This window comes from Actinoplanes sp. NPDC023801 (genome assembly GCF_040639655.1).
Classification (GTDB): domain Bacteria; phylum Actinomycetota; class Actinomycetes; order Mycobacteriales; family Micromonosporaceae; genus Actinoplanes.
Genome location: NZ_JBFAAI010000010.1, coordinates 234786 through 258866, shown reverse-complemented (window position 1 = coordinate 258866; position 24081 = coordinate 234786). Strand labels below are relative to the sequence as shown.

Below are 24081 nucleotides of genomic sequence, written 5' to 3'. Positions count from 1 at the left end.
AATGCCCGATGTGCTGAGCAGGCCGGACACCGAGCCGGACGACAATCCGGCCCGGTTCACCCGGCGCAGGCTGGTTCGCTGGCTGACGATCCTGACCATCGGCACGGTGACGATGGTCGCCTGCTGGCAGGACCCGCTCTACCCCTGAGCGGCCGTGTAGGCGTCGATCTCGGCGAGCAGCGCGGCCTTGTCCCGGCCGGGACGGAAGCTGTGCCGGACGGCGGCGCGGGCGAGTTCGGCGACCCCGGCGGTGTCCAGCTTCAGCAGCCGCGCCGCGGTCGCGTACTCCTGCTCGAGGGTGGTGCCGAACATCGGCGGGTCGTCGGAGTTGACGCTGACCTGGACACCCGCCGCGACGAGGGTCGCGATCGGATGCTCGTCCAGGTCGGCGACGGCCCGGGTACGCAGGTTCGAGGTGGGGCACACCTCGAGCGGGATCCCGTTCTCCGCCAGGTGGGCCATCAGCCGCTCGTCCCCGGCGGCGGCGATGCCGTGACCGATCCGCTCGGCTCCCAGCTCACGCAGGGCGTCCCAGACGGTCTCCGGGCCGGTCGTCTCGCCGGCATGCGGGACGCTGTGCAGTCCGGCCGCGCGGGCCTGGTCGAAGTACGGCTTGAACTGCGGCCGCGGCACCCCGATCTCCGGCCCGCCAAGTCCGAAGCTGATCAGCCCCTCGGGTCGCTCGCCGAGGGCGATCCGCAGCGTCTCCTCGGCTGCCGCCAGCCCGGCCTCGCCCGGGATGTCGAAGCACCAGCGCAGGTCGACCCCGAAGTCGCGGGCCGCGCCGGTACGGGCGTCCTCGATCGCCTCGCAGAACGCCTTGGCCGGGATGCCCCGCCGGACACTCGAGTACGGCGTGACGGTCAGCTCGGCGTACCGCACGTTCTGCCGGCCGAGCTCCCGCCCGATCTCGTAGGTCAGCAGACGGACGTCCTCGTCGTCGCGGATCAGATCCACCACGGAGAGGTAGACCTCGATGAAGTGGGCGAAGTCGCGGAACTCGAAGTAGTCCGCGAGCAGAGCCGGGTCGGCGGGCACCGGTGAACTGCCCTCGTGGCGGGCGGCCAGCTCGGCGACGATCCGCGGGGACGCCGAGCCGACGTGGTGGACGTGCAGCTCGGCCTTGGGCAGACCGGCGATGAACGACGTCAGATCGGTCAAGGGTTCTCCCTGGTCTTTCGGAACTGAGGCAATCACTTGATGGACGCCACCACGAAGATACGGCGGAAGGGGAACGCCACGAGGCCGTGCCGCACCGGATGGCCGGCGATGATCCGCTCGGCCAGCTCGGAGCGGAACGCGGCCCACGCGGCGTCGTCCAGGGCCGCTCGCACCGGTCGCAGGGCGGTGCCCTCCATCCAGCGCAGCACCGGATGTTCCGGCCCGTCGGCGGGCAACAGGTGCAGGTATGTGGTTTCCCAGGCGTCCACGGTCGCTCCGGCCGCGGTGAGGAGTTCCGCGTAACCGGCGGCGTCCGACACCGGGTCGGCCGGGAGCCCGACCGGCGACAGCTCCCGCGCGGCCCGGTGCCCCGGGCTGTCGAAGTTGCCCGGCACCTGCATCGCGAACCAGGCTCCGGACGGCAGTTCACGCGCCCAGCGGGCGATCATCTCCTGATGTCCCGGCACCCATTGCAGGGCGGCGTTGGTGACCACGACGTCGACGTCCGGGCCGGGGTGCCAGTCGGCGATGCCGGCGAGGCGGAACTCGACCCGGCCCGGCTCGGCGGTGGCCTTGTCGATCATCTCGGGTGACGAGTCGAGCCCCGTGACGCGGGCGCCGGGCCAGCGATCGGCGAGGGTGCGGGTCAGCTCGCCGGGTCCGCAGCCGAGGTCCACGACGGCCCGGGGGCTCTCCGCGCCGACGCGCCCGACGAGGTCGAAGAACGGACGCGAGCGCTCGGCACCGAAACGGCGGTAGACAGCGGGGTCCCACATACCAACCTCCAAAACCGTACGTACGTCTTGTTTAACGCTAACAGACGAGCGGTAGGGTCACGACGTGGAAAAACGAAGCTTCCGTAGGCTGGGCAGGGACGTCGGCGTGGTGGGTCTCGGTGCCTGGCAGCTGGGCGCCGACTGGGGTCAGGTCAGCGAGGCCGACGCGCACGCGACCCTGCAGGCCGCCGTCGACTCCGGCGTGACCTTCATCGACACCGCGGACGTCTACGGTGACGGCCGCAGCGAGCAGATCATCGGCTCGTTCATCGCCGATCACCCCGGCCTGACCGTCTTCACCAAGATGGGCCGCCGGGTCGCGCAGGAGCACGGCAACTACCACCTGGACAACTTCCGGGCCTGGACCGACCGCTCCCGCGCCAACCTCGGCGTCGACACGCTCGACCTGGTGCAACTGCACTGCCCGCCCACCTCGGTGTACTCCTCGGACGAGGTCTTCGACGCGCTCGACACGCTGGTCCAGGAGAAGCGGATCGCGGCGTACGGGGTGAGCGTCGAACGGGTCGACGAGGCACTCGCCGCGATCGCCCGGCCCGGCGTCGCCAGCGTGCAGATCATCCTGAACGCGTTCCGCCTCAAGCCGCTGGAGCGGGTGCTCCCGGCCGCCGCCGAGGCCGGGGTGGGCATCATCGCCCGCGTCCCGCTCGCCAGCGGCCTGCTCTCCGGCCGGTATGACGAGAGCACCACCTTCGGCGCCGACGACCACCGCAACTACAACCGGCACGGTGAGGCCTTCGACGTCGGCGAGACGTTCTCCGGTGTGGACTTCCGGATCGGTCTCGAGGCGGTCGGACGGCTGCGCCCGCTGGTACCGGCCGGTGCCACGATGGCGCAGTTCGCGCTCCGCTGGATCATCGACCAGCCGGGTCTCACCGTCGTCATCCCGGGCGCCCGGAACCCGGAACAAGCGCGGGCGAACGCCGCCGCGGCCGACCTCGCACCGCTGTCGCCGGAGACCCAGGAAATGATCACCGCGGTCTACGATGAGTTGATTCGCCCGCAGGTGCACGACAAATGGTGAACAATGAAACCGAGCCACCACGGTTGAGAGGCTGGCTCACCATGTCTCTCGGGCTACTGGCGATCGTGATCGGTGGGGTGTGGACGCTACAGGGGCTCGACTACCTCGACGACAGCCTGATGAGCGGGCAGGGTTTCTGGGCGGCGGCCGGCGGCGTGCTGGTCGTCGGCGGCTTGGCGCTGATCGTTGTCGGGATGCGCCGGCGCTCCGGCAGTCAGCAGTAACGGCGCAGTTCCAGCAGTCCGCAGTAACCGCGCAGCTTCAGCAGTAACCGCGTACGAAAGCAGTAACGGCGTACGAAAGAGGCCCCGCAACCTCGAGGAGGATGCGGGGCCACGGTCGGGCCGACCTCCGCCAGGCGGTCGGCGAACCGGTCTCACGACCGGCGAAGATGTTGGTCTCAGAGCGGGCGAACCTGCTCCGCCTGCGGGCCCTTCTGGCCCTGGGCGATCTCGAACTCCACCCGCTGGTTCTCCTCCAGAGTGCGGTAGCCGCTCGTCTGGATGGCCGAGAAGTGGACGAACACGTCAGCACCCCCGCCGTCGACGGTGATGAAGCCGAAGCCCTTGTCTGCGTTGAACCACTTCACGGTTCCTTGCGCCATGCTGAACTCTCCTTCTGAAAATGCCGGCCCGCCCAACCGCGGCAGCGCGGGGCCGATGACCGTTTTCGAGCAGCGGTACCGCGAGGCGGCCTTTCAGGAGGACGTCCCATCCACCGGGCCGTTGTGACGCCTGCCGACCTTCCCGGGATGGGGCCGGCGTCGCGCGGGCCTAGCAGAAGCAGCGAACCACGTACGCAAAAACTGGCCACACTGTACCCGAAAATCGGGCCGTAAAGCTGCCCCTCGAAGGAATCCAATAATGGGTGACCGATACGGAAAAGGCCCCCCACTTCTACGCAACGAAGTGGGGGGCCGCCAAGACTCTTGTCTATACAAGAGATGATCTAGTCGGGCCAGGTGCCCGTCAGTTTCTGGGTCGTGATGGCACCGCCACGATGGACAGCCGCCTTCACCACCGCGAAGATCGCGCCCTGCAGAGCGGCGGCCGTCAGGATCTCTCCCCAGCCGCGTTCCGGGTCGCCGGCGTCCGGTGCGTCGTCGTCCCCGGCAACCAGCTTCCACACCTCTTTGAAGAGGAAGCCCGCGGCCGCACCGGCCGCGAAACCGAGCGCCACGTTCACCGGCTTCAAAGCGAATTTCTGCAGTTTGCCCGCCATCAGCGCCTCCCTCGGACGATCAGGATGATGCCGGCCAGCGCCGCCAGTCCGGCGAACACCAGCACGGTCGGAACAGGATTGGCACGGATCCGGTCACCGGCCTGATGCGCCAGTTCGCGGGGCGGCGTCTCGCGCACCCGCCCGGTCATCTCGGCCGCCTTGGTCAGCACCCGCTGCTTGGTCAGATCGACCTGCTCCCGTGCCCGCTGCTTGGTCAGATCGACCTGCTCGCGCGCCCGCGCCTTCACGTCCGCCCGGGCAGCCAGCGCCTGCACCGTCTCACCCAGTTCGGACCGCGTCTGCCTGATATCCGCCCGTAGCGCCACCAGGTCCGGTTTGGCGGCGGATCCGTTGTCGTCACTCATAGCTCTCCCGCCTCTCCGGGCTCACCAGCGCAGCCGGATGCGGGCATGACATCCCTCGGGTCGTTCATGCCCGGCTACGCTCCTTGACCGCGTGTTTCACTTCATCGACATCGGCCTTCACGCTCTCGATCGCCGCCAGTGGCTCCGGCGGAACCGCCCGGCTGATCTGCTTCTTGCCCAGCAGCGCGAGCACACCGGCGATCGCGAAGAGCACCACCGTGACGATCAGCGCGGCCAGCCAGAGCGGAAGCACCAGGTCGAGGGCGATGATCCCGGTCGTGATCGCCGCGCCCAGCCCGTACATCGCCAGTGCACCGGCACCGCCGAACAGGCCGGCGCCAATGCCCGCCCGCTTGCCCTTCTCCGCCAGCTCGACCTTGGCCAGGGTGATCTCGTCCCGGACCAGGCGGCTCAGCTGTTCGCTGGCCTGCTGCACCAGTTCCGCGGTCGACTTCTCGGTCGTCGGCCGGACGGGAACGCCGTTCACGACATCGGCCATCATGTCCCCCTTTCCGTGTGACCGGGGTATGCCCTGATCAGAGCTTTCTCAATCCTTACGGTCGGACCCAACCGGGACAGGGCCGCCGAACACGGCACCACGGGCGTCACCGTCCACACCGCCGCTGAACACCCGGGCCGCACCGGACTCCGCGTCCGGCCCGTGATGGCCGGACGGCTGGACCGGGACCGCGCGGGCCGGCTCGACCTCGGCGCGCATCCTCGGCACCGCGGACCGCTGGTGCTGCCAGATCCAGGCCACCAGACGCTCCCTTACCAGGCACCGCAGGTCCCAGAGCGCCGCCGCGTCGTTCGCGCTGACCAGGGCCCGCAGCCGGATCCGGCCGTCGGTCGCCTCGGTCACCTGCAGCACGCAGACCTTGCCGTTCCACAGGTCGGAGTCCTCACAGACCCGCTGCAACTCGGCCCGCACCGGCTCGACCGGGGTGGCCCAGTCCACGTCGATCTCGGCCGTGCCGAGCACCGCCGACGACGTACGTGTCCAGTTCTGGAAGGGTTTGGTGGTGAAGTAGGAGGTCGGCAGAATGAGCCGCCGGTCGTCCCAGATCTGCAGGACCACATAGGTCAGCGTGATCTCCTCGATCCGGCCCCATTCCTGTTCCACCACGACCACGTCGTCGACCCGGATCGCGTCACTGAAGGCGAGCTGCAGTCCGGCGAACACATTGCCCAGAGTGCTCTGCGCGGCCAGCGCCGCGACCACGCTGATCACACCGGCCGAGGCCAGCACGCTCGCGCCGAGCGCCCGGATGTCCGGGAAGGTCATCAGCATGACGCCGATAGTGATCACCACGATGGCGGCCACGGTGACCCGGCGCAGCATCACCACCTGGGTCTTGATCCGGCGGCTCTTGAGGTTGTCCGGCACGTCGGTGCGCCACCGGGCCAGGGCCATGTCCTCGAGCACCAGCAGGGTCGTACCGACCAGCCAGGCCGCGGCCGCTATACAAAGGAGCACCAGCGCGTGCACCACACCGGACCGGCCGGGGAACTCACCGGCCCAGATCCGGACCGCCTGTTGCACGACGGTCAGGGTGACGGTCGCCAGGAACGGCTTGTGCATGGTCCGGGCCAGGGCGGCGGCAAGCGGGGACCGGCGTCCGATGCGTCTGACTATCCGGTGCACCACCTCGACGAACAGAATCGCCGCGCCCGCGGCGGCGGCGATCGCGAGCGGTGCTGTCACCATGCTGGACAATTAACTTCCTTCCCACGAGCGTCATCACGGCCGGCGTCCAGCCTTGCTCGTGAGGCCCCCGGGAACACCGGCAGCGGCGGATGTCAGACATAGCTCACATCCGCCGCCGGGTTCTCCGTACCAGATCAGATCTTGCGGTATTTGGCCTGTGCCAGGCAGTAGACGCCGAAGGCGGCGATGCCGGCGGCGATCAGGATCAGCAGCCACACACCCCAGGAGTTGGCGGCCAGGGTCTTGAGCGCGGCGTCCAGGCCACGGGCCTGCTTCGGGTCGTAGTTGACGGCGGCGAGCACCACGAGGAACCCGGCGATGGCGTACGCGGTGCCCTTGGCCATGTAGCCGGCCATGCCCAGGCGGACGATCGGCTGACGGGTGCCGGCCGGCATCTGCTGGGTGTTCAGGTGGCGGATGAACTTCTTCTTGTATCCGTAGTACGCCATGCCGACGCCGATACCGAGCACCACGAGGCCGATCAGGCCGACGAGCCAGCGACCGCCCTCGGAACTCATCAGGCCGGAGGCGCCGCTCGCGTTGCTGTCACCCATCGACGAACCGGCGTCCTGGACCACCTTGATGGCGTTCCAGGCCAGGTAGCCGTAGAGGAACGTGCGGGCGACGGAGAGGATCCGCTCGGCCATGGCGCGGCGGTCCCGCGGCCCGCTCTCGCCGATCGCGGCCTCGAAGGCCTGCCAGATCGCCATCGCGATCAGGCCGACGGCGATGATGATGAGCAGCGTCTTTCCGAACGGCTGCTTTGCGATGGTTTGAAGAGCTCCGGACTGGTCACTGTCCTGTCCGGAGCCGCTGATGGCCACCTGCAGCGCGATCCAGGCGAAGAGCAGGTGGATGATGCCGTATCCGATGAAGCCGCCTCGAGCGAGAAGCTCCAGGGGCTTGCTCTCGGCGGCCCGTGACGCGGTGTGCTTGACGTTCGAGGCTGCGGTCATGCCCCCAATGTGACCAGCGGCGACGATCGTCAAACGTGCCGCGTTATCGGGACACCTCAATCTTGACGTCGTCCGGCGTCACGCTGGACAGGCTGAACGTCAGGCCACCGACCTCCACGGCCTGCTGGCCCTTGGTCAGCTGGATCTGTTCGCCGGCGACGTCGAGGGTCACGGTGTTGTCGTCGGCGGAGATGAATTTGGCCTCCACCCCGAGCACCTCCACCTTGGCATTGGTCTCCCGCTGGACGGTCACGGTGCACTGGTCGAGCCCACAACTGACATCGTCACTGCACCCGGTGAGCAGGGTGAGTCCGAGGACGGCCGAGGCTAGGGCGGCGGCGATGCGGTGGCGCGGCTTAGAGATCAACACCCTTGTCACGGTACGGGGTGAAAGCAACAATAAGCTGTGAAGGTGGGTGACTATCTGGTCCGGGACAACGCCGCCGAGCAGCGGTTCGAGCTGATCGCCGACGGAGAGGTGGGCGCGCTGGCCACCTATCGGGCGCGTGACGGCGTGGTCCGCATCCTGCACACCGAGACCGCTCGGGAGATGCGCGGCCGGGGCCTTGCCGGCGAGCTGGCCCGGCAGGCTCTCGATCAGATCCGTGAGCGGGGCGAGCGGGTGATCCCGTCGTGTCCGTTCTTCGCGAAGTACATCGGCGAGCACCCCGAGCACCAGGACCTGCTGGCCCCCTGAACCCCAGCTGCGACAGCCGGTCGCGTCCCGCCGCGTCTTGTGGACGCGACGGGACGGACCGTTCCCGGGATGTGAGGGTCAGGCGGCGACCGGCTGCGGCGCCGGTTCCGGCACGTTCACGCCGGCGATGATCTCGGCGGCGGCCCGGCCCAGCGCACGGGTCGCGCCGTGGGTGGCGATGTGCACCCCACCGGCCACGGTGACCGGGATGCCCATCTCGACGACGATGGCGTCGGGGCGCACCTCGAGGACGCAGCGCAGGGTCCGTTCGATCCACGGGTGCCGGTGCACGTCCCGGACCACCAGGACCAGCGGCCGCTCCCCCGCCCCGGCCAGCACCGGCACCGACGGGTCGGGCAGCGACTCCAGATCGCCGGCCTCGAAGCGGACCGAGGTGGTGCCGGGCAGCAGCTCGGTCAGGGGTTCACCGACCCCCCACGGGGTCTCGCTGCCGATCGCGATGTTCCGCGGCGGAGCGAACTCGACGACGTGCGGTACTCCGATCACCGGCAGGGACGGGCCGCCCTCGCTGCCGGTCACCCGGACCGCCCGCCGGGCCGCCTCGAAACCGACCGCCGAACCGAGAACCGCGACCTCGGTACCGGCCGCGGCGTCGGCGATCGCACGCGCCCCGGCGGCGATCTGGGTCCGGGTCGTCCATGCGGCGAGCCGGCGGACCCGCGCGACCGCGTCGTGCAGCCGTTCCTCGGTGATCTCCCCGGACCGGACCGCGGCGACGATGGCGTCGCGGAGCCGGATCGCGGTCTGTTCGTCGGCGTGGTCGCCGCCCACGCAGATGGCGTCCACCCCGGCCGCGATCGCCCGGACCGTGGCGCCCTCCAGGCCGAACCGGCGGCGGACGCCCTGCATCTCGATGCCGTCGGTGACGATCAGACCGTCAAAGCCGAGCTCCTCGCGCAGCAGGCCGGTCAGGATGCGCGGGCTCAGCGTGGCCGGCAGGTCCGGGTCGTAGGCCGGGACGAGCAGGTGGCCGGTCATCACGGCCTGTGCCCCGGCCGCGATCGCCGCCCGGAACGGGACCAGCTCGCAGGCGGCCAGCTCGGCCCGGGATCGCGCGATGACCGGCACGTCGTGGTGCGAGTCGACGGCGGTGTCGCCGTGCCCGGGGAAGTGCTTGGCGCAGCCGGCCACCCCGGCTTCCTGAAGACCGCGGACGAAGGCGGAGGTGTGCCGGGCGACCAGCTCCGGCTCGGCGCCGAAGGCCCGTACGCCGATGACCGGGTTCCCGGGGTTGCTGTTGACGTCGGCGTCCGGGGCGTAGTCGAGCGTGATGCCGGCGTCGGCGAGTTCCCGGCCGAGGTCGCGGGCGACCAGCTCGGTGAGCCCGGGGTCGTCGATCGCGCCGAGTGCCAGGTTGCCGGGTCGGGAGCTGCCGTGCCGCGACTCGAACCGGGTGACGTCACCGGCCTCCTCGTCGATGGCAACGATCACATCGGGGTTCTCGGCGCGCAGCTGGGCGGTGAGTGCCGCCACCTGCGCGGGCGATTCCACATTGCGGGCGAAGAGGGCGACCCCACCGAGGCCGGAACCTAGCCAGCGGCGGACCCAGTCCGGTGCGGCCGTCCCGACGAAGCCCGGTTGCAGCAACGCAGCGGCCAGTTCCGGCAATTCGCCGTGAATGGTCATGAGCCCCCGTACCTCCGATGCGTTTGTCCGCCCGTACCGGGGACCTATGTTCACACCCCCCGCAGAGTTTAGTCAACAAACCTTTCTATTTGTTGGGACCGATGGCTCGGTAGGATGTGCACGTGCTCACGCCCCTCGCCGCGACCGGTGTCGACTGGTCCGAGGTGCACGCCGTGCGACTGCTCGGCATCGCCCTCGCCGTCCTCTTCCTGATCTGGGCCATACGCCGCATGTTCGGAGGCAAATAGGGGTACCGGGGCGCCATGCGCATCGGATACTTCCTGTCGAGCGAGGAGTACTCGCCCGCCGAGCTCATCGAGCAGGCGAAGGGCGCGGAACGCGCCGGGTTCCAGGGTCTGTGGATCTCCGACCACTACCACCCGTGGGTGGACGCCCAGGGCCAGAGCGCCTTCGTCTGGTCCATGATCGGCGCCCTCAGCCAGGCGACGAGCCTGGACATCACCACCGCGGTCACCTGCCCCACCGTCCGCATCCACCCGGCCGTCATCGCCCAGGCCGCCGCCACCAGCGCGGTCCTCACCGGCGGACGCTTCCGGCTGGGGGTCGGCACCGGCGAGGCCCTCAACGAGCACATCTTCGGCGACGCCTGGCCCGAGCTGGACGTACGCCTGGAGATGCTCGAAGAGGCCATCGAGATCATGCGCGGCCTCTGGACCGGGGAGAACTTCTCGCACCACGGCAAGCACTACACGGTGGAGAACGCCCGCATCTACACCCTGCCGGAGAAACCGGTCGAGATCCTGGTGTCCGGTTTCGGACCCAAGGCGATCGAGGTAGCGGGCCGGATCGGCGACGGCTACGTCAGCGTCATGCCGGACGGGGAGATGGTCTCCCGGTTCCGGCAGGCCGGCGGTGGCGGCAAGGTCGCACAGGGCGGTTTCAAGGCAGCGTTCGCGGACTCGGCGGAGGAGGGCGCGCGGATCGCGTACCAGAAGTGGCCGAACGCCGGTGTGCCCGGCGAACTGTCCCAGGTGCTGCCCTCGCCGAAGCACTTCGAGCAGGCGTCCCAGCTCGTCACCGAGGAGATGGTGGCCGAGGCCTTCGTCTGCGGCAACGATCCGGAGAAGCACCTCGAGATGATCCGCAAGTACGCCGATGCGGGCTTCGACGAGATCTACGTCGCCAACACCGGCCCGCACTACCAGGGCCTCTTCGACCTGTACGCCCGTGAGATCCTGCCGAAGATCGGATAGCTTTCCCTCGATGAAACTGCCAATCTACGGCCCCCGCCTGCGCCGGGTCGCCCGCACCCACTTCGGCTGGCGCACGCTGCGCCCCGGACAGTTGAAGCCGATGCGGGCCGTGCTGCGCCGCAAGGACGCCCTCGTGGTGCTCCCCACCGGTGGCGGGAAATCGGCGATCTACCAGATCCCGGCCGTCCTGCTGCCCGGGCCGACAGTGGTGATCTCGCCGCTGCTGGCTCTGCAGCAGGACCAGATCGCCGCCCTCAACGATCGCGGCGACGCGAAGCTCCGCGCGGTCCGGGTCAGCTCCCAGGAGACGCCGAAGGAGCAGCGCGAGGCGATGGAGGCGATCCGGACCGGCCAGGCCGAGTTCCTCTTCATCACGCCGGAACAGCTCAGCGATCCGGAGCGGCTGGCCGAGGTGCGTGCCCTCAAACCGGGCCTGGTCGCGGTCGACGAGGCGCACTGCATCTCGGCCTGGGGCCACGACTTCCGGCCGGACTACCTCGCGCTCGGTGAGATGATCAAGCAGCTCGGCCGGCCGCCGGTGCTCGCGCTGACCGCCACCGCGTCACCACCGGTCCGCGAGGACATCATCGCCCGGCTGCGCCTGGACAAGCCCGAGATCCACGTCTCCGGCCTGGACCGCCGCAACCTGTTCCTCGAGGTCGCCTACTGCCCCGACGACAACTACCGGTGGCGCAAGCTGACCGCGATGCTCGACGGGGAGCAGCGGCCCGGCATCATCTACGTCGCCACCCGGCGGGCCGCCGAGGAACTCGCCGAACGGCTCACCACAGCCGGCTACCCGGCCGAGTACTACCACGGTGGGATGGCCGCCGGCCTGCGGGAACAGCGGCACATCGACTTCCAGGACGACAAGGTCGACATCATGGTGGCGACGTCGGCGTTCGGCATGGGCATCGACAAGCCGAACATCCGCTGGGTCGCGCACGTGGCCCTGCCCGACTCGCCGGACAGCTACTTCCAGGAGATCGGCCGGGCCGGGCGGGACGGCGAACCGGCCCGCGCGCTGCTGCTCTGGCGTTCCGAGGACGAGGCCATCCAGCGTTTCTTCCAGGGCGGCTCCCCCGACCTCGACGAGCTGCGCGAGCTGGCCGGCGAACTGCACAAGGGCCCGGCCTCGAAGACCGCGCTGCAGAAGGCCACCGGGCTCGGCCCGCGCAAGCTGGGTCAGTACCTCAACCTGCTGGAACAGGTCGGGGCGGTACGGCCCGGCACCGGCCACAAACTCACCGTACCGGCCCGGGCACCACTGCCGGCCGCGGCGGCCGAGGCGGCGTGTGCGGAGTTCGAGCGGCAGCAGGCGGTGGTGAAGTCCCGCACCGACATGATGCGCGGCTTCGCCCAGTCCCGGCAGTGTCGTACCGAGACGCTGCTCGCCTACTTCGGCGAGGAACTGCGCCGGCCGTGCAACCACTGTGACAACTGTGCCGACGGTTCCGCCCAGGAGATCGCCGCGGCCGAGCCGGAGGGTCCGTTCCCCGTGCACAGCCAGGTCCGGCACGGCGAGTGGGGCACCGGCATGGTGATGAACTACGAAGAGGATCGGATGACGGTCCTTTTCGACTCGGTCGGCTACAAGACCCTCTCCGTTCCCGTCGTCGTCGAGCAGGGACTGCTGTCACTCGCCTGACCACGTGGGAAGCGCTCCCAGGGGCTTGCGCCACTGTGCCATCATGCGCACGTTGCCGGTACGGGGGAGGCTTGACGGGTGGCTGCATCCACGAAGAAACGATCTCCGTTGTGGGCGCGGATCTGTGTCGGCGTCGGCGTCGGCGTGCTGGTCGCCGGGGCCGGCACGCTGGTGACGGGTCAGGCACTGATCTCCAAGTACTCCGACGCCGTAACCGACAACACTCTCCTCGACCCGATTCAGCCGAAGCCGGCCGAGGCGGCCCCGGCACCCGAGCCCGACGTGGACATCGACGGGGCGGTCAACATCCTGCTCGTGGGGATCGACCCGCGCGACGATCGCACCGCGCCGCTCGCCGACTCGATCATCGTGGCGCACATCCCCCGCGACCGGCACACCGCCTACCTCTTCTCGATGCCCCGTGACCTGCGTGTCGACATTCCGGCCTTCCCGAAGTCCGGCACCGGGGCGGACCGCGACAAGATCAACGCCGCGATGGCGTACGGCAGCCGGCTGGGCAACGGCAAGTACAGCGCCGCCCAGGGCTTCCAGCTCCTCGCCACCACGGTCAGCGGAGTCACCGGGATCAAGAGGTTCGACGCCGGCGCGATCGTCAACTTCGGCGGCTTCAAGAAGATCGTCGAGGCCATGGGCGGCGTCGAGATGATCATCGACATGGACGTCAAGAGCGAGCATCTCAAGCCGGACGGCAGCCCGCGCGACCGCACCCCCGCATGTCAGGGCCACCACAACTGCGCCCGCCCGTACACCGGGGTGCAGAAGATCTACAAGAAGAGCACCAAGCCGGTACGCCTCAAGGCGTGGGAGGCGCTCGACTACGTGCGCCAGCGCTACGGCGAGGGCATGACCGACTACGTCCGGCAGCGGCACCAGCAGCAGTTCATCAAGGCGATCGCGAAGCAGGCGATGAGCCGCGACGTGGTGACCAACCCGTCGAAGCTGCTCGGTGTCATGGACGCGGCCGGTGGATCGCTGACGGTCGCGCCCGGCGACCACACCGTCCTGGACTGGGCGATGGAGCTGAAGAGCCTGAACATCGACGACATCGTCACGGTCAACCTGCCGGGCGAGGGCATCTTCGAGGGCGAATACAAGGGGGAACGTTTCCTCCCCGAGGTCGGCGAGTTCTTCAAGGCGGTCAGGGAGGAACGGGTACCGGCGTTCCTGCTGGACCACCCCCGCTTCGTCAACACCGACGAAGAGTGACCCCGGCCTGGTCACCATCGAGGAAGAGTGACGCGGGCTTCGTCACCACCGGCGAGTGACGGCCCGTAGTCGGCCGTCCCGGACGGCCCTAGCTCGCGACGGCTCGGCGGAACGCCTCCACGGCCATGCCGGAGACGGCGCGGCCGTGGCCGAAGACGGCGTGGTCGAACTCGAGTCCGGCGAGACGGGCCAGGCTCTCGCCGGCACGCGGCGGGTCGGCGGTGACGATCCGCGGCGGGCCGGTCACCCGGCCCCGGCGGCTGGCTGCCGCGTCCCCGGCGAACAGCACCCCGCCCGCCCGGTCCAGCAGGTACGAGACGTGACCGCGGGTGTGTCCCGGGGTGTGCAGGGCGGTGAACCCGGGCACCGGCTCCGAGCCGTCGGTGGTGATCAGCTGATCGACCTTGGTCGGCGCCGCCGTACCGACGGCCTTCGTCATCAGCTTGCCCAGCCAGCCACCGGGGCCGGCCGGCGGGCGCTCGCCACCGATCCACGGAACCTCGGCGGCGTGCGCGATGACCCGTGCGCCGGTCCGGTCGCGCAGGTCGGCGAGGCTGCCGACGTGGTCCGGATGATGGTGGGTGATCAGGATCGTGGTCACCTCGCCCAGCGAGCGGCGGATGCCGCGCAGGGCACGCTCGATCATCGGCGACCGGCCGGGCAGACCGGTATCGATCAGCACCAGTCCGTCGTCGGTCACGACCAGGTGCACGTTGACATAACCCAGAGGGATCTCGAAGACCCCGTCGACGACCTCACGCACCCGACGATTCTCGCAGCCGTCCCCGGCGATCACGGACCGGGCCGCGGACCCCGGGCGCGGGCGCAGCACGACCACCGGGCGTAGGCGGGGGTTGACCGGCTGTCGAGCACCGCTGTCTCAGCGGCGCTGAGACAGCGCTGCGCGACAGCCGGGGGTTTTGATACGGCGGTGGCAGGTAAGAATGCTGACGGGTCAACTGATGAGAGGGACACCAGCGTGACGGATCAACCGCTCTATGCCGAACTGGGATTCACCGATGCCGAGTGGGGGCTGCTGAGCGGCCTGCCGCAGTCGGTGCTCACCGCGGCGAGCGCCGCCACCCCGGACAGCGCACGCAAGACCCGGGCCGAGAGCGCTGCCGGGCTGGACCGCATCTCGGACGCCCGCGCATCGGCGAGCCCGCTGGTCGCGGCCGCCGCAACGGCCGCCGTGGCCGAGGCCGGCGACCCGGAGATCGGTGAGGAGCCGCCGGTGATCGAGCCGCGCGACCCGGCCGGGTACGCCGCTGACGTCGTGGCGCGGGCCGCCGAGGCGGCCGCGCTGCTGGCAGTCAAGGCGGCGCCGGCCGACGCGGAGACCTACAAGCACTGGCTCGTCGAGATCGCCGACGAGGTGGTAGGGGCAGCGTCCAGCGGCGGCCTGCTGGGCCTCGGCGGCGAGACGGTCACCGAGAGCGAGCGCACCTTCCGCGACGAGCTGGCCAAGGCCCTGGCCCGCTAGCCGGACGTGGTGCACGACGACCGGCTCGTCGTGCACCACGGTGGCGGCCGGGTGCAGACTCGGGAGATGGACGAATACGCGCAGGTACGGCCGGCGCCCATGCTGCGGCCGCACATCGCGTTCTACTCCGGTTACCGGCAGCGCGGGCTTGCCCCGGCCACTCATCGCGGGCTGCCGTCCCCCTACCTGACGCTGATCTTCACGCTGGACGAGCCACTTGTCGTCGCGGCGCACCCGGATCCGCGGCAACCGTCCGGCGTCTACACCTCGCTGCTCGGCGGACTGCACCTGGCACCGGCATTGATCACCCACGACGGCAGCCAGTCCGGGGTGCAGGTCGCGGTGCGGCCGCTCGGCTGCCGGGCCCTGCTGGGACTGCCCGCCGCGGAGGTCGCGCATCTCGACGTTGACGCCGCCGCGATCCTGGGCGAGCGGTTCGTGGCCGAGGTCCGCGAACGGATGTCGGCAGCACCGGACTGGCCGGCCCGGTTCGCCGTCCTCGACCGGGCACTCGGCGGCCGGCTGCGCGACGCCGCCGCCGCGGAGCCGGTCCGGCAGGCATTCGATCTGGTCAGCGATGGTGTGCCCATCGGTGACGTGGCGAAGCGGATCGGCTGGAGCGCGCGCTATCTGACCGACCGGTTCCGGGCGGAGATCGGGCTGCGGCCCAAGGAAGCAGCCCGCATCGCCCGGTTCGACCGCGCCCGGCGGGCGGTGCGGCCCGGGGTGCGGCTCGCCGACGTGGCCGCCGTTCACGGATACGCCGATCAGTCGCACCTGGTCCGTGACTTCCGGGTGTTCGCCGGGTGCGCGCCGTCCCGGTGGCTGGCCGACGAGCACGACCTGATCGCCGGTTCGGTTTTGTCCAATCCCTGACCGCCGGTGATCGCGACGATGGGTTCATGACCGACTCGAGGACACCACCGCCACAGGTGTGGCCGACACTTCACGCCACCGACGCCCGCGCTCTGATCCGCTTCCTCGTCGACGCGTTCGGATTCGAGGAGACCGTGGTCCACGGTGAGGGCGACGTGGTCCATCACTGCGAGCTCAGCTGGCCTCCGGGGGGCGGCATCATGCTGGGTTCGGTACGCGACGACCCGGACAGCCCGTGGCGGCTGCCACCCGGAACGTTCGGTGCCTACGTGGTGGCCGACGACATCGACGGGCTGCACAAGCGGGCGGCCGCGGCGGGCGCCGAGATCGTCCGGGAGCCGTTCACCACCGACTACGGCTCGCGCGACTTCACGGCCCGTGATCCTGAGGGCAACCTGTGGCAGTTCGGCACGTACCGCGGTGAAGCCCGCCGGCCGGCAACGGGTACGCCCTGACACACGCCGGGTACGGCCCCCGGTCCTTCTCCGGCGGTTCGCGGGTTCAGTCCCGGCGGATGAGTCCCTGCTCGATGGCGGTGGCCACGGCCGCCGCCCGGTCCCGGACGCCGAGCTTCGCGTACGCGTGAAGCAGATGGGTCTTGACCGTGGCCTCGCTGATGAAGAGGCGCTGGGCCGCCTCACGGTTGCCGCACCCGCGCGCGATGAGGGTCAGCACCTCGATCTCGCGATGGCTGAGCGGCTCCTTGGCGGGTGAGCGGAGCTGGCCCATCAGGCGTCCGGCGACCGCCGGGGAGAGGACCGACTCGCCGCGGTGGGCGGCCAGGACGGCCCGGAAGAGCTCCTCGCGCGGGGTGTCCTTCAGCAGATACCCGGTGGCTCCGGCCTTGATCGCGGGAAGCACGTCGGAGTCGGTGTCGTACGTGGTGAGGACCAGCACCCGGGCGGCCGAGCCGCGGGCCTTGAGCTCGCGGATGGTGGTGACGCCGTCCATCACCGGCATGCGCAGGTCCATCAGCACGACGTCGGGGCCGACCGCGTCGGTGACGGCCAGGGCCTCCCGGCCGTCGCCGGCCTCACCGAGCACGGTGAACCGGTCGTCGCCGGCGAACATACCGCGCAGGCCGTCGCGCACCACCGGATGATCATCCACGATGACGACCTTGACCGTGCTCATGCCGCTCCCCCGATCGCGATGGCGGGCACGCACGCGGAGATCGCGGTGCCGGCGCCCGGCTCCGACTCCACCTCCAGGGACCCGGCGATGCGGGACAGCCGTTCCCGCATCGCCCGCAGGCCGAAGCCACCCTCCTCGGTGACCTTGCGCGGGGCGGCCGGGTCGAAACCGGCGCCGTCGTCGCGCACGTCGAGGGTGACCACGTCCTCCATGTAGGACAGAGTCAGCCCGACCCTACCGGCGGCGGCGTGCTTGGCCACGTTCGCCAGGGCTTCCTGGGCGGTACGCAGCAGCGTCGTCTCGATCTCCGGCAACAGCGGCCGAGCCACGCCGGTGGTGGTCAGGTCGGCGCGGACCCCGTGCAGTTCGGACCAGCCGCGCACCACCTCGTCGATGGCCTCCGGCAGGCGGGCCGCGTCCAGATGCTGCGGGCGCAGGGCCTGCACCGACCGGCGGGCCTCGCTGAGGCTCTCCCGGGCCAGGCGTTTCGCGGCTGCCAGGTGCCGCTCACGGTCGCCGCCCGACTCGGCCGCCTCCAGCTGGGTGACGATGCCGGTCAGCCCCTGGGCGAGGACGTCGTGGATCTCGCCGGCCATCCGCTGCCGTTCGTTCAGGACACCGGCCTCGTGCGCCTGGACCAGGAGCTGTGCGTGCAGTCCGGCGTTCTCCTGCAGGGCGGCGGCCAGTTTCGCGTTGGCTTCGGCGAGGGTGTCGATCCGGTTCTCCCGCCGCTGCGACTTCTGGTCCTCGCGGATGCTGACGTACGTCATGATCCCGGCGATCAGCAGGTTGGCGAGCAGGACCACCAGGTAGATGGAGAGCCCGTCGTCGTCGGCGTAGGTCTGCGGGCCACCGATCTGGGAGAGGGCGTTGATGGCGGCCACCGGGACCACGCCGGCCATCTGCCACATGCCGGGCACCGCGTAGCCGACGAAGATGTAGCCGGTCCAGGTGAAGATGCCGAAGAGCGGGCTGCATATGACCAGCAGCACGGCGATGACCAGCCAGCCGGCGAGGAAGACGAACATCAGGACCCGGCGCCCGGCCCAGGACGGGTGCAGGTCGACCCACCACGCCATCCAGAGGGCCGCCAGCGCGGTGGTGGCCAGGATGGTGGGGATGTCCTGCCGCGGCAGTTCCTCGACGTTCTGCGACACCAGGACGATGAGGAGTGCGCTGAGCAGCGTCCCGTACGTCAGGAGGGGGCGCCAGACGTCCCAGTCGCGGGCCGGTCCCTCCACTGCCATCGGCTCCGTCATCGTCACTCCCAGCGGAAGAACTTCACCGCGGCGGCCCCGCAGATCACCAGGTATCCGATGAGAACGGTAATCGAGAGGAGAGCCGGGGACCGCCCCGTGAGGGCGTCGGTCATCATGTCCTGGCCCGCCGCGAGGGGGGTGAAGTCACCGATCCGCTGCAGCATCTCCGGCATGAGCTCGCGGGGAGCCCACAGCCCGGCGAAGAACATCATCGGGAAGAACAGGAAGGTGCCGATCGCGTTGGCCGTCTTGCCCGACGGTGCCAGCGCGGCCAGCAGCAGGCCGATCGCGAACGCACCGGCGCAGTTGAGCAGCACGGCGAGCAGGAACAACAGCGGGGATTCCGGGATCGGCACGTCGAACGCCAGGTTGGCCACTGTGTACACCAGGACCGCGGAGATCAGCACGGTCAGCAGATTCATCGTCAGTTGCGCGCCGAGCAGCAGGCCGGGCCGTACCGGGGTGGTGGCGAGGCGTCGCAGGATCCCCCGCTCGCGGTAGGTGGCGAGCACCGCGGGCAGGCCCTGCAGCCCGATGATGCCGATCGCCAGGCCGAGGGCGAGTCCGGCGTACAGGTCGATCACCCGCAGGCCGCCGAGTTCCGGCGGGGCCTCCTGCATCGTCGGGACGTTGCCGAGGATCGAGATCAGCAGCACCGGGAAGAGCAGGGTGAAAAAGGCGTAGAGCGGGTCACGCAGGGAGATCTTGATCTCGGTCAGCAGCAGCTTGGTGAAGACGGCCATGATGTTCACTCCCCGCGGGTCAGTTGGACGAAGGCGTCATCGAGGCTTGCCTGTTCCAGGTTGAGCTCGGCGGCGACGATGCCGTCGCGGGCGAGCACCGAGATGACGGCGTGCAGCACGTTGCCCGAGCCGATGATCTCGACCCGGTCTCCCTGGCGGCGCAGTTCACGCACCTCCGGCAGGCCGGTGAGCAGTTCGTCCGCGAACGGGGTGGACGGGCGGAACCGGATCCGCTGCTCGTCACCGGCCCGCTGCACCAGACCGGCCGGGGTGTCCAGGGCGACGACCTCGCCCTTGTCGATCACCGCGATCCGGTCGCAGAGGCGCTCGGCCTCCTCCATGAAGTGGGTGACCAGCACGAGGGTGACGCGGCGGTCGCGGATGCCGGAGATCAGTTCCCAGGTGTCCCGCCGGGCCTGCGGGTCCAGTCCGGTGGTCAGCTCGTCCAGGATGGCGATCTCGGGGTTGCCGAGCAGCGCCAGCGCGATCGACAGGCGCTGCTTCTGGCCGCCGGAGAGCTTGCCGTACCGGGTCTTCAGCTTGGCTGTCAGACCCAGGTCGTCGGCCAGCTTCCGCCAGTCCGCCGGGGCCGGGTAGAAGGCGCTGTACAGCTCCAGCGCCTCACGGACGCTCAGCTTGTCCTGCAGTGCGCTCTCCTGCAGCTGCACGCCCACACGGCTGCGCAGCACCGGGGAGCCGGCCGCCTGGCCGAGCACCGTGATGGTGCCGGAGTCGGGAGTCCGCAGACCGGAGATGCATTCGACGGTGGTGGTCTTGCCGGCCCCGTTCGGACCGAGGATCCCGAAGATCTCACCGGGTTCGACGGTGAACGAGACGTCCTTGACGGCGACGGTCTCGCCGTACCTCTTCGCCAGGTTCCTGACCTCGATGACTGTCATGCATAGAGCGTCACCCGGGGGCCCCCGTGCCCGAATCGATCAGCGAGCGGGACAACCGATCCACCGATCGGTTGATGGCGTCCTACACCGCGTCCTCAGCCACGGCCGGGGTACTCACGGCCGGGGTACGCCGCAGCGACGTGTACACCGAGCCGATCTGGGAGGCCACCCGCCGCCACGAGTACGCCTGCCGCGCCCGGTCCAGCGCAGCCGTCGCGTACGTGAACCGCCGCACCTTGTCGTTGACCAGCCGGCGCATCGCCGAACCCAGTGCCCGCGGATCACGGGCCGGAACGAGGTCACCGGTCAGGCCGTCGACCACCGTCTCGGTGAGCGCGCCCGAGGCCGGGCCGACGATCGGCACGCCGCAGGCCATCGCCTCGAGTGCCGCCTGCTCCTCCCACGGGGTGGCGACCAGCACGTCGGCGGAGCGGTACCAGCTCGGCATATCCCGCTGCGGGACCGAACCGACCAGCCGGAACCGGTCGGCGACCTTGAACTGCTCGGCCATCGACCTCAGCAGTCGCGCGCCCGGATCGGCCTGCAGCTGCTCCGGCGGCGGGCCGCCGATGACCACCACCTCGGCACCGGGGACGTACCGCATCGCCTGGATGACGTCGCCGAAGCCCTTGCGCTCGACGAGTTTGCCGACCGACAGGATGCGGGGCCGCTCCGGGTCACGCTGCACGGCCGGGCCGTCCGGGGTGAAGCGCTCGCTGTCGACACCCGGCGGGACCACGGTCAGCCGCGCCCGGGGAACACCGATGCGGACCAGGCCGCGCATCTCTTCCTGGGTCTGCGCCACCACGCGGTCCACCGCCCGGCCCAGTGCCCGCTCGTAGCCGGTGCGGGACGGGCCTTGCGCCGTCTCCTCGGATTCCCCGAGTTCGTGGAACGACTGCACCACCGGGATGTTCAGCTGCTTCGCGGCGGTCACCGCGGCGAGTCCACTGGTCCAGAAGTGGGCGTGCACCACGTCCGGCGCCCAGCCGTCCCGCCACTGCTCGCCGAGAATCCGGGCGAGCTCCCCCATGTACGGCAGCAGCAGATCGGACGGCACCGGGCGGACCGGGCCGGCCTCGATGTGGACCACGTGCACGCCGCTCGGGGTGATCACGACCTCGGCGACGTCCGGATCGTCGCGACGGGTGTAGATGCGGACGTCGTGGCCCTGTTCGGCCAGCGCGGCCGCCAGGTCGGCGACGTCAGCGGGTTCGGAGATCATCGCAATGTGCACGGGGTCTCCTCCAGCGGGCCGGGGTCGGGTACGCCGCAGCCAATGCCCGACAGCACGAACCGTAAACATGGGCGATCCGTTACAGACTGCCTGAGCAGGGTAAACCGAGGTCGTGGCCATTGTGACCCGAACCGTTAACGCCCCGCCCGGACAGGTCTTCGCCGTGCTAGCCGACGGCTGGAGCTACAGCGACTGGGTGGTCGGCACCGTACACATCCGTGACGTCGAGCCGGAGTGGCCCGCGCCCGGCTCGAAACTCCACCACAAGGCCGGCCCTTGGCCGCTGTCGCTGCACGACTCGTCGACCGTGCTGGCCTGCACCCCCGAACGCGAACTGAAACTCAACGCCGGACTGTGGCCGATGGGCGCGGCCCGGGTGAACATCCGGCTCACCCCCGTGGAGGGTGACGCCACCCGGGTGGAGATCGAGGAGGAGTTCATCGCGGGCCCACTGCGCTGGGTCCAGAACAAACTCAACGACCTGCTGCTGCACCGCCGCAACGTGGAGAGCCTGCGCCGGCTCGCCGACATCGCCGAACGTCAGCGGTAGATCACCCGGTGCGCCGCGCGGATCGCGGCCGGATAGAGCACGTTCCGGTCGCGAACCAGCGCGGCGCGCGCCGCGTTCGCACCCGGGGCTCCGTGCACGCCACCACCAGGGTGCGCGGACGCGCTGCCCAGGTACAGCCGGTCCACCGGGGTGTCCGGCCGTCCCAGACCCGGCACCGGCCGCAGGAACAGCTGCTGGAACGCGGCCGCCGTGCCGCCACCCAGCGCGCCGCCGACCAGGGACGGGTTCTCCCGCTCCATGTCACCGGGGGCGTAGACGTGCCGGGCGATCACCTCGGCACGGAAGCCGGGCGCGTGCTCCTCGACGACCGCCTCCATCCGCTCCACGTGGGCGGCGATCTCGTCGGCATGCCAGGTCCGGCGGTGCGGCAGATGGGTGTACGCCCACATCGACTCGGTCCCGGCCGGCGACCGGGTCGCGTCCGCCGTCGTCATCTGTCCGAGCAGCAGGAACGGATCCGGCGGCACCTCGTCGGCGGCCAGATGAGCGGCGTATTTGGTCAGCCCGTTCAGGTCGGCGCCCAGATGCACCGTCCCGGCGCGGCCCGCCACCGGGTTGTGCCACGGCATCCGGCCGCGCAGCGCCCAGTCCACCTTCACGGTCGCTCCGTCCCAGCGGAAGTGCTGGAGATCCTCGACGAACCGGGACGGCAGCCACCGCTCACTGACCAGGTCGAGGAAGAGCGCCGGAGCCGGCACGTCGGCGATCACCGCCCGGCGGGCCCGCCAGTCACGGCCGTCGGCGGTGCGCACCCCCACGGCCCGTCCCCGGGCGACCAGCACGCGGGACACCGGTGCCTCGTAAACGATTTCTCCACGGAAGCGCCGGACCAGCGCCGTCGTGATCTCCTGCGCCCCGCCGACCGGCACCGGCCAGCCGAACTCCTGCCCGAGCATGGCCAGCAGCCAGCCGTACACACCGCCGCCAGCCTCCTCCGGCGACAGGTCGGTGTGCAGGGCGCACCCGGCCAGGGCCAGGGGCGCGCCCTCGCCGTCGAACATCTCCGAGCCGAGCTCGCGGACCGACAGGACGAGCCGCCGGGCCAGCCGCAGCGCGCCGCCGACCCGCAGCTGCCGGACCAGGCCGAGTCCGTTGCGCACCGGCGGGAACGGGGTGAACAGGGTGTCGAGCATCTTCCCGGAGACGGAACGCCACTCCTCGTAGGCGGTCCGCCAGCGATCGCCGTCACCGGGCGCGAACTGATCCATCGACTCCGCGGTCCGGTCCAGGTCCCGGCTGACCGTCGCGGCGCGGCCGTCCGGCAGCAGATGGGTGAACACGTCCGGGGCGTGCGTCCAGCGCAGATCCAGATCGAGCGACTTCAGCACCGGAGAGGCGTACCCCAGGGGATAGAAGGCGCTGAACAGGTCGGACAAGTAGCCCGGCGCGGTGATCTCACCGGACCGGACAGCGCCGCCGGGGTTCGGCGTCGCTTCCAGGACCAGCACCGACCATCCGGCGTCGGCGAGCAGGTTGGCGGCAACGAGGCCGTTGTGACCGGCCCCGACGACGATCGCATCCACGGTCTCCACATCAGCAAGCTACCCGGCGTTTAGGACATCTACCTCCGGGCACCAGACGAATCATGGAAAGGGTGAGACCGCGCGGCGCCGGAGATTGATTCCCGGCGCGGGGCGCCGGCCACCCCCAAGACCCGATGCGGCACCTGGCCGCCTTCCCGACGGGGAGAACGTCACCCAGGTGTGAAAAGCAATCGAAAGGGAGAAACGCGTGAGCACGGTAACGGAATTCGTCGACGTCAACGTCCCCATTCGAACCGCCTACAACCAGTGGACACAGTTCGAGGACTTCCCGAGGTTCATGGAGGGCGTCAGCGAGATCCGGCAGCTCGACGACACCCACACCCACTGGAAGACCGAGATCGCCGGTATCAAGCGTGAATTCGACGCCGAGATCACCGAACAGCTGCCCGACGAGCGGGTGGCGTGGCACGCCACCGACGGTGAGAAGCAGGCCGGCGTGGTCACCTTCCACCGCATCGACGACACCCACACCCGGGTGACCGTGCAGATGGACTTCGAGCCGCAGGGCATCGTCGAGACCGCCGGCGACAAGCTCGGCGTGATCGACCGCCGGGTCAAGGGTGACCTGCACCGGTTCAAGGAGTTCATCGAGAGCCGCGGCGGCATCGAGACGGGCGCCTGGCGCGGCCAGGTCGACCGCCCCGGTATCTGATCCGTCAGCTTCGTGGAACGG

Annotated in this window: 30 protein-coding genes; 13 read left to right on the top strand and 17 right to left on the bottom strand. The window is 70.0% G+C overall.

The features are described 5' to 3' along the window. The first annotated feature begins 1 nt into the window (after position 1). Positions 2 to 148, top strand: coding sequence for a hypothetical protein (locus AB0G04_RS20405; protein WP_360984611.1), 147 nt, complete (start codon positions 2 to 4; stop codon positions 146 to 148). Here AB0G04_RS20405 and AB0G04_RS20400 read toward each other — a convergent pair. Next, positions 139 to 1161: an adenosine deaminase gene (locus tag AB0G04_RS20400; protein ID WP_360984608.1), complete on the bottom strand. Its 1023-nt coding sequence runs from the start codon at positions 1159 to 1161 to the stop codon at positions 139 to 141. The genes AB0G04_RS20405 and AB0G04_RS20400 overlap by 10 nt on opposite strands. 32 nt (positions 1162 to 1193) lie before the next feature. After that, positions 1194 to 1937, bottom strand: coding sequence for a methyltransferase domain-containing protein (locus AB0G04_RS20395; protein ID WP_360984605.1), 744 nt, complete (start codon positions 1935 to 1937; stop codon positions 1194 to 1196). 64 nt (positions 1938 to 2001) lie between these two features. On the opposite strand from AB0G04_RS20395, the gene AB0G04_RS20390 reads away from it, so the two are divergent. Together AB0G04_RS20390 and AB0G04_RS20385 are read left to right on the top strand one after the other, a co-directional pair. Continuing rightward, positions 2002 to 2979, top strand: a complete 978-nt coding sequence (locus AB0G04_RS20390) for an aldo/keto reductase (protein WP_360984603.1) — start codon at positions 2002 to 2004, stop codon at positions 2977 to 2979. A gap of 41 nt (positions 2980 to 3020) precedes the next feature. Next, positions 3021 to 3203: a hypothetical protein gene (locus tag AB0G04_RS20385; RefSeq protein ID WP_360984600.1), complete on the top strand. Its 183-nt coding sequence runs from the start codon at positions 3021 to 3023 to the stop codon at positions 3201 to 3203. A gap of 176 nt (positions 3204 to 3379) precedes the next feature. Here the strand turns inward: AB0G04_RS20385 and AB0G04_RS20380 are convergent, their stop codons facing one another. The 7 genes from AB0G04_RS20380 to AB0G04_RS20350 form a co-directional block, all read right to left on the bottom strand. Then, a complete protein-coding gene (locus tag AB0G04_RS20380) occupies positions 3380 to 3583 on the bottom strand; it encodes a cold-shock protein (RefSeq protein WP_011905669.1) in 204 nt (67 codons plus the stop codon). A gap of 344 nt (positions 3584 to 3927) precedes the next feature. After that, positions 3928 to 4200 (bottom strand): DUF4235 domain-containing protein, encoded by a 273-nt coding sequence (locus tag AB0G04_RS20375; RefSeq protein WP_360984596.1) that lies wholly within the window; start codon positions 4198 to 4200, stop codon positions 3928 to 3930. Then, positions 4200 to 4565 (bottom strand): DUF3618 domain-containing protein, encoded by a 366-nt coding sequence (locus AB0G04_RS20370; RefSeq protein WP_360984593.1) that lies wholly within the window; start codon positions 4563 to 4565, stop codon positions 4200 to 4202. Before AB0G04_RS20370 ends, AB0G04_RS20375 begins: the two co-directional genes overlap by 1 nt. A 64-nt stretch (positions 4566 to 4629) precedes the next feature. Beyond that, entirely contained in the window at positions 4630 to 5064 is a 435-nt protein-coding gene (locus AB0G04_RS20365; protein WP_360984590.1) for a phage holin family protein, read from the bottom strand. A gap of 48 nt (positions 5065 to 5112) precedes the next feature. After that, positions 5113 to 6273: a mechanosensitive ion channel domain-containing protein gene (locus AB0G04_RS20360; RefSeq protein ID WP_360984587.1), complete on the bottom strand. Its 1161-nt coding sequence runs from the start codon at positions 6271 to 6273 to the stop codon at positions 5113 to 5115. Between the two features lie 134 nt (positions 6274 to 6407). Next, a complete protein-coding gene (locus AB0G04_RS20355) occupies positions 6408 to 7229 on the bottom strand; it encodes a DUF1206 domain-containing protein (protein WP_360984584.1) in 822 nt (273 codons plus the stop codon). Positions 7230 to 7272: 43 nt separating this feature from the next. Then, on the bottom strand, positions 7273 to 7599 hold the full coding sequence (locus tag AB0G04_RS20350; RefSeq protein ID WP_360984581.1) for a hypothetical protein: 327 nt from the start codon (positions 7597 to 7599) through the stop codon (positions 7273 to 7275). 42 nt (positions 7600 to 7641) lie between these two features. On the opposite strand from AB0G04_RS20350, the gene AB0G04_RS20345 reads away from it, so the two are divergent. Then, positions 7642 to 7926, top strand: a complete 285-nt coding sequence (locus tag AB0G04_RS20345) for a GNAT family N-acetyltransferase (protein WP_360984578.1) — start codon at positions 7642 to 7644, stop codon at positions 7924 to 7926. 78 nt (positions 7927 to 8004) lie between these two features. Here AB0G04_RS20345 and AB0G04_RS20340 read toward each other — a convergent pair whose 3' ends face one another. After that, a complete protein-coding gene (locus AB0G04_RS20340) occupies positions 8005 to 9573 on the bottom strand; it encodes a glycoside hydrolase family 3 protein (RefSeq protein WP_360984575.1) in 1569 nt (522 codons plus the stop codon). A gap of 122 nt (positions 9574 to 9695) precedes the next feature. On the opposite strand from AB0G04_RS20340, the gene AB0G04_RS20335 reads away from it, so the two are divergent. The 4 genes from AB0G04_RS20335 (at position 9696) to AB0G04_RS20320 (ending at position 13662) form a co-directional block, all read left to right on the top strand. Next, positions 9696 to 9821 carry a hypothetical protein gene (locus AB0G04_RS20335; RefSeq protein ID WP_360984572.1) on the top strand — a complete coding sequence of 42 codons (126 nt, stop codon included), beginning with the start codon at positions 9696 to 9698 and terminating at the stop codon, positions 9819 to 9821. A 15-nt stretch (positions 9822 to 9836) separates the two neighbouring features. Then, positions 9837 to 10787, top strand: coding sequence for a TIGR03557 family F420-dependent LLM class oxidoreductase (locus AB0G04_RS20330; RefSeq protein ID WP_360984569.1), 951 nt, complete (start codon positions 9837 to 9839; stop codon positions 10785 to 10787). Between the two features lie 10 nt (positions 10788 to 10797). Then, the gene (locus tag AB0G04_RS20325) at positions 10798 to 12435 is read left to right on the top strand and encodes a RecQ family ATP-dependent DNA helicase (protein WP_360984566.1); all 1638 of its coding nucleotides are present in this window, start codon (positions 10798 to 10800) and stop codon (positions 12433 to 12435) included. Positions 12436 to 12513: 78 nt separating this feature from the next. Continuing rightward, positions 12514 to 13662 carry an LCP family protein gene (locus tag AB0G04_RS20320; protein ID WP_360984563.1) on the top strand — a complete coding sequence of 383 codons (1149 nt, stop codon included), beginning with the start codon at positions 12514 to 12516 and terminating at the stop codon, positions 13660 to 13662. A gap of 88 nt (positions 13663 to 13750) precedes the next feature. Here the strand turns inward: AB0G04_RS20320 and AB0G04_RS20315 are convergent, their stop codons facing one another. Next, positions 13751 to 14425, bottom strand: a complete 675-nt coding sequence (locus AB0G04_RS20315; protein ID WP_360984560.1) for an MBL fold metallo-hydrolase — start codon at positions 14423 to 14425, stop codon at positions 13751 to 13753. Between the two features lie 216 nt (positions 14426 to 14641). Here AB0G04_RS20315 and AB0G04_RS20310 point away from each other — a divergent pair, with 216 nt between their 5' ends. From AB0G04_RS20310 to AB0G04_RS20300, 3 genes are read left to right on the top strand one after another with little or no spacing between them, the layout of a single operon-like run. Further along, positions 14642 to 15145, top strand: a complete 504-nt coding sequence (locus tag AB0G04_RS20310) for a hypothetical protein (RefSeq protein ID WP_360984557.1) — start codon at positions 14642 to 14644, stop codon at positions 15143 to 15145. Positions 15146 to 15154: 9 nt separating this feature from the next. Continuing rightward, a complete protein-coding gene (locus tag AB0G04_RS20305) occupies positions 15155 to 16021 on the top strand; it encodes a helix-turn-helix domain-containing protein (protein ID WP_360984554.1) in 867 nt (288 codons plus the stop codon). Positions 16022 to 16047: 26 nt separating this feature from the next. Continuing rightward, entirely contained in the window at positions 16048 to 16476 is a 429-nt protein-coding gene (locus tag AB0G04_RS20300; protein WP_360984551.1) for a VOC family protein, read from the top strand. Between the two features lie 46 nt (positions 16477 to 16522). Here the strand turns inward: AB0G04_RS20300 and AB0G04_RS20295 are convergent, their stop codons facing one another. The 5 genes from AB0G04_RS20295 to AB0G04_RS20275 form a co-directional block, all read right to left on the bottom strand. Then, positions 16523 to 17155 (bottom strand): response regulator transcription factor, encoded by a 633-nt coding sequence (locus tag AB0G04_RS20295; RefSeq protein ID WP_360984548.1) that lies wholly within the window; start codon positions 17153 to 17155, stop codon positions 16523 to 16525. Beyond that, positions 17152 to 18414 carry a sensor histidine kinase gene (locus tag AB0G04_RS20290; RefSeq protein WP_360984545.1) on the bottom strand — a complete coding sequence of 421 codons (1263 nt, stop codon included), beginning with the start codon at positions 18412 to 18414 and terminating at the stop codon, positions 17152 to 17154. Before AB0G04_RS20290 ends, AB0G04_RS20295 begins: the two co-directional genes overlap by 4 nt. Positions 18415 to 18416: 2 nt before the next feature. Continuing rightward, on the bottom strand, positions 18417 to 19157 hold the full coding sequence (locus AB0G04_RS20285) for an ABC transporter permease (protein ID WP_360984542.1): 741 nt from the start codon (positions 19155 to 19157) through the stop codon (positions 18417 to 18419). Between the two features lie 5 nt (positions 19158 to 19162). After that, a complete protein-coding gene (locus AB0G04_RS20280; RefSeq protein ID WP_360984539.1) occupies positions 19163 to 20056 on the bottom strand; it encodes an ABC transporter ATP-binding protein in 894 nt (297 codons plus the stop codon). An 82-nt stretch (positions 20057 to 20138) separates the two neighbouring features. After that, positions 20139 to 21293, bottom strand: coding sequence for a glycosyltransferase (locus tag AB0G04_RS20275; RefSeq protein ID WP_360984536.1), 1155 nt, complete (start codon positions 21291 to 21293; stop codon positions 20139 to 20141). 121 nt (positions 21294 to 21414) lie between these two features. Here AB0G04_RS20275 and AB0G04_RS20270 point away from each other — a divergent pair, with 121 nt between their 5' ends. Then, a complete protein-coding gene (locus AB0G04_RS20270; RefSeq protein WP_360984533.1) occupies positions 21415 to 21843 on the top strand; it encodes an SRPBCC family protein in 429 nt (142 codons plus the stop codon). On the opposite strand, the gene AB0G04_RS20265 is transcribed toward AB0G04_RS20270, so the two are convergent. Beyond that, entirely contained in the window at positions 21834 to 23396 is a 1563-nt protein-coding gene (locus AB0G04_RS20265) for an NAD(P)/FAD-dependent oxidoreductase (RefSeq protein WP_360984530.1), read from the bottom strand. The two genes, AB0G04_RS20270 and AB0G04_RS20265, sit on opposite strands and share 10 nt — an antisense overlap. 199 nt (positions 23397 to 23595) lie before the next feature. Here AB0G04_RS20265 and AB0G04_RS20260 point away from each other — a divergent pair, with 199 nt between their 5' ends. Then, positions 23596 to 24060: an SRPBCC family protein gene (locus tag AB0G04_RS20260; protein ID WP_360984527.1), complete on the top strand. Its 465-nt coding sequence runs from the start codon at positions 23596 to 23598 to the stop codon at positions 24058 to 24060. The last annotated feature ends 21 nt before the right edge of the window (positions 24061 to 24081 follow it).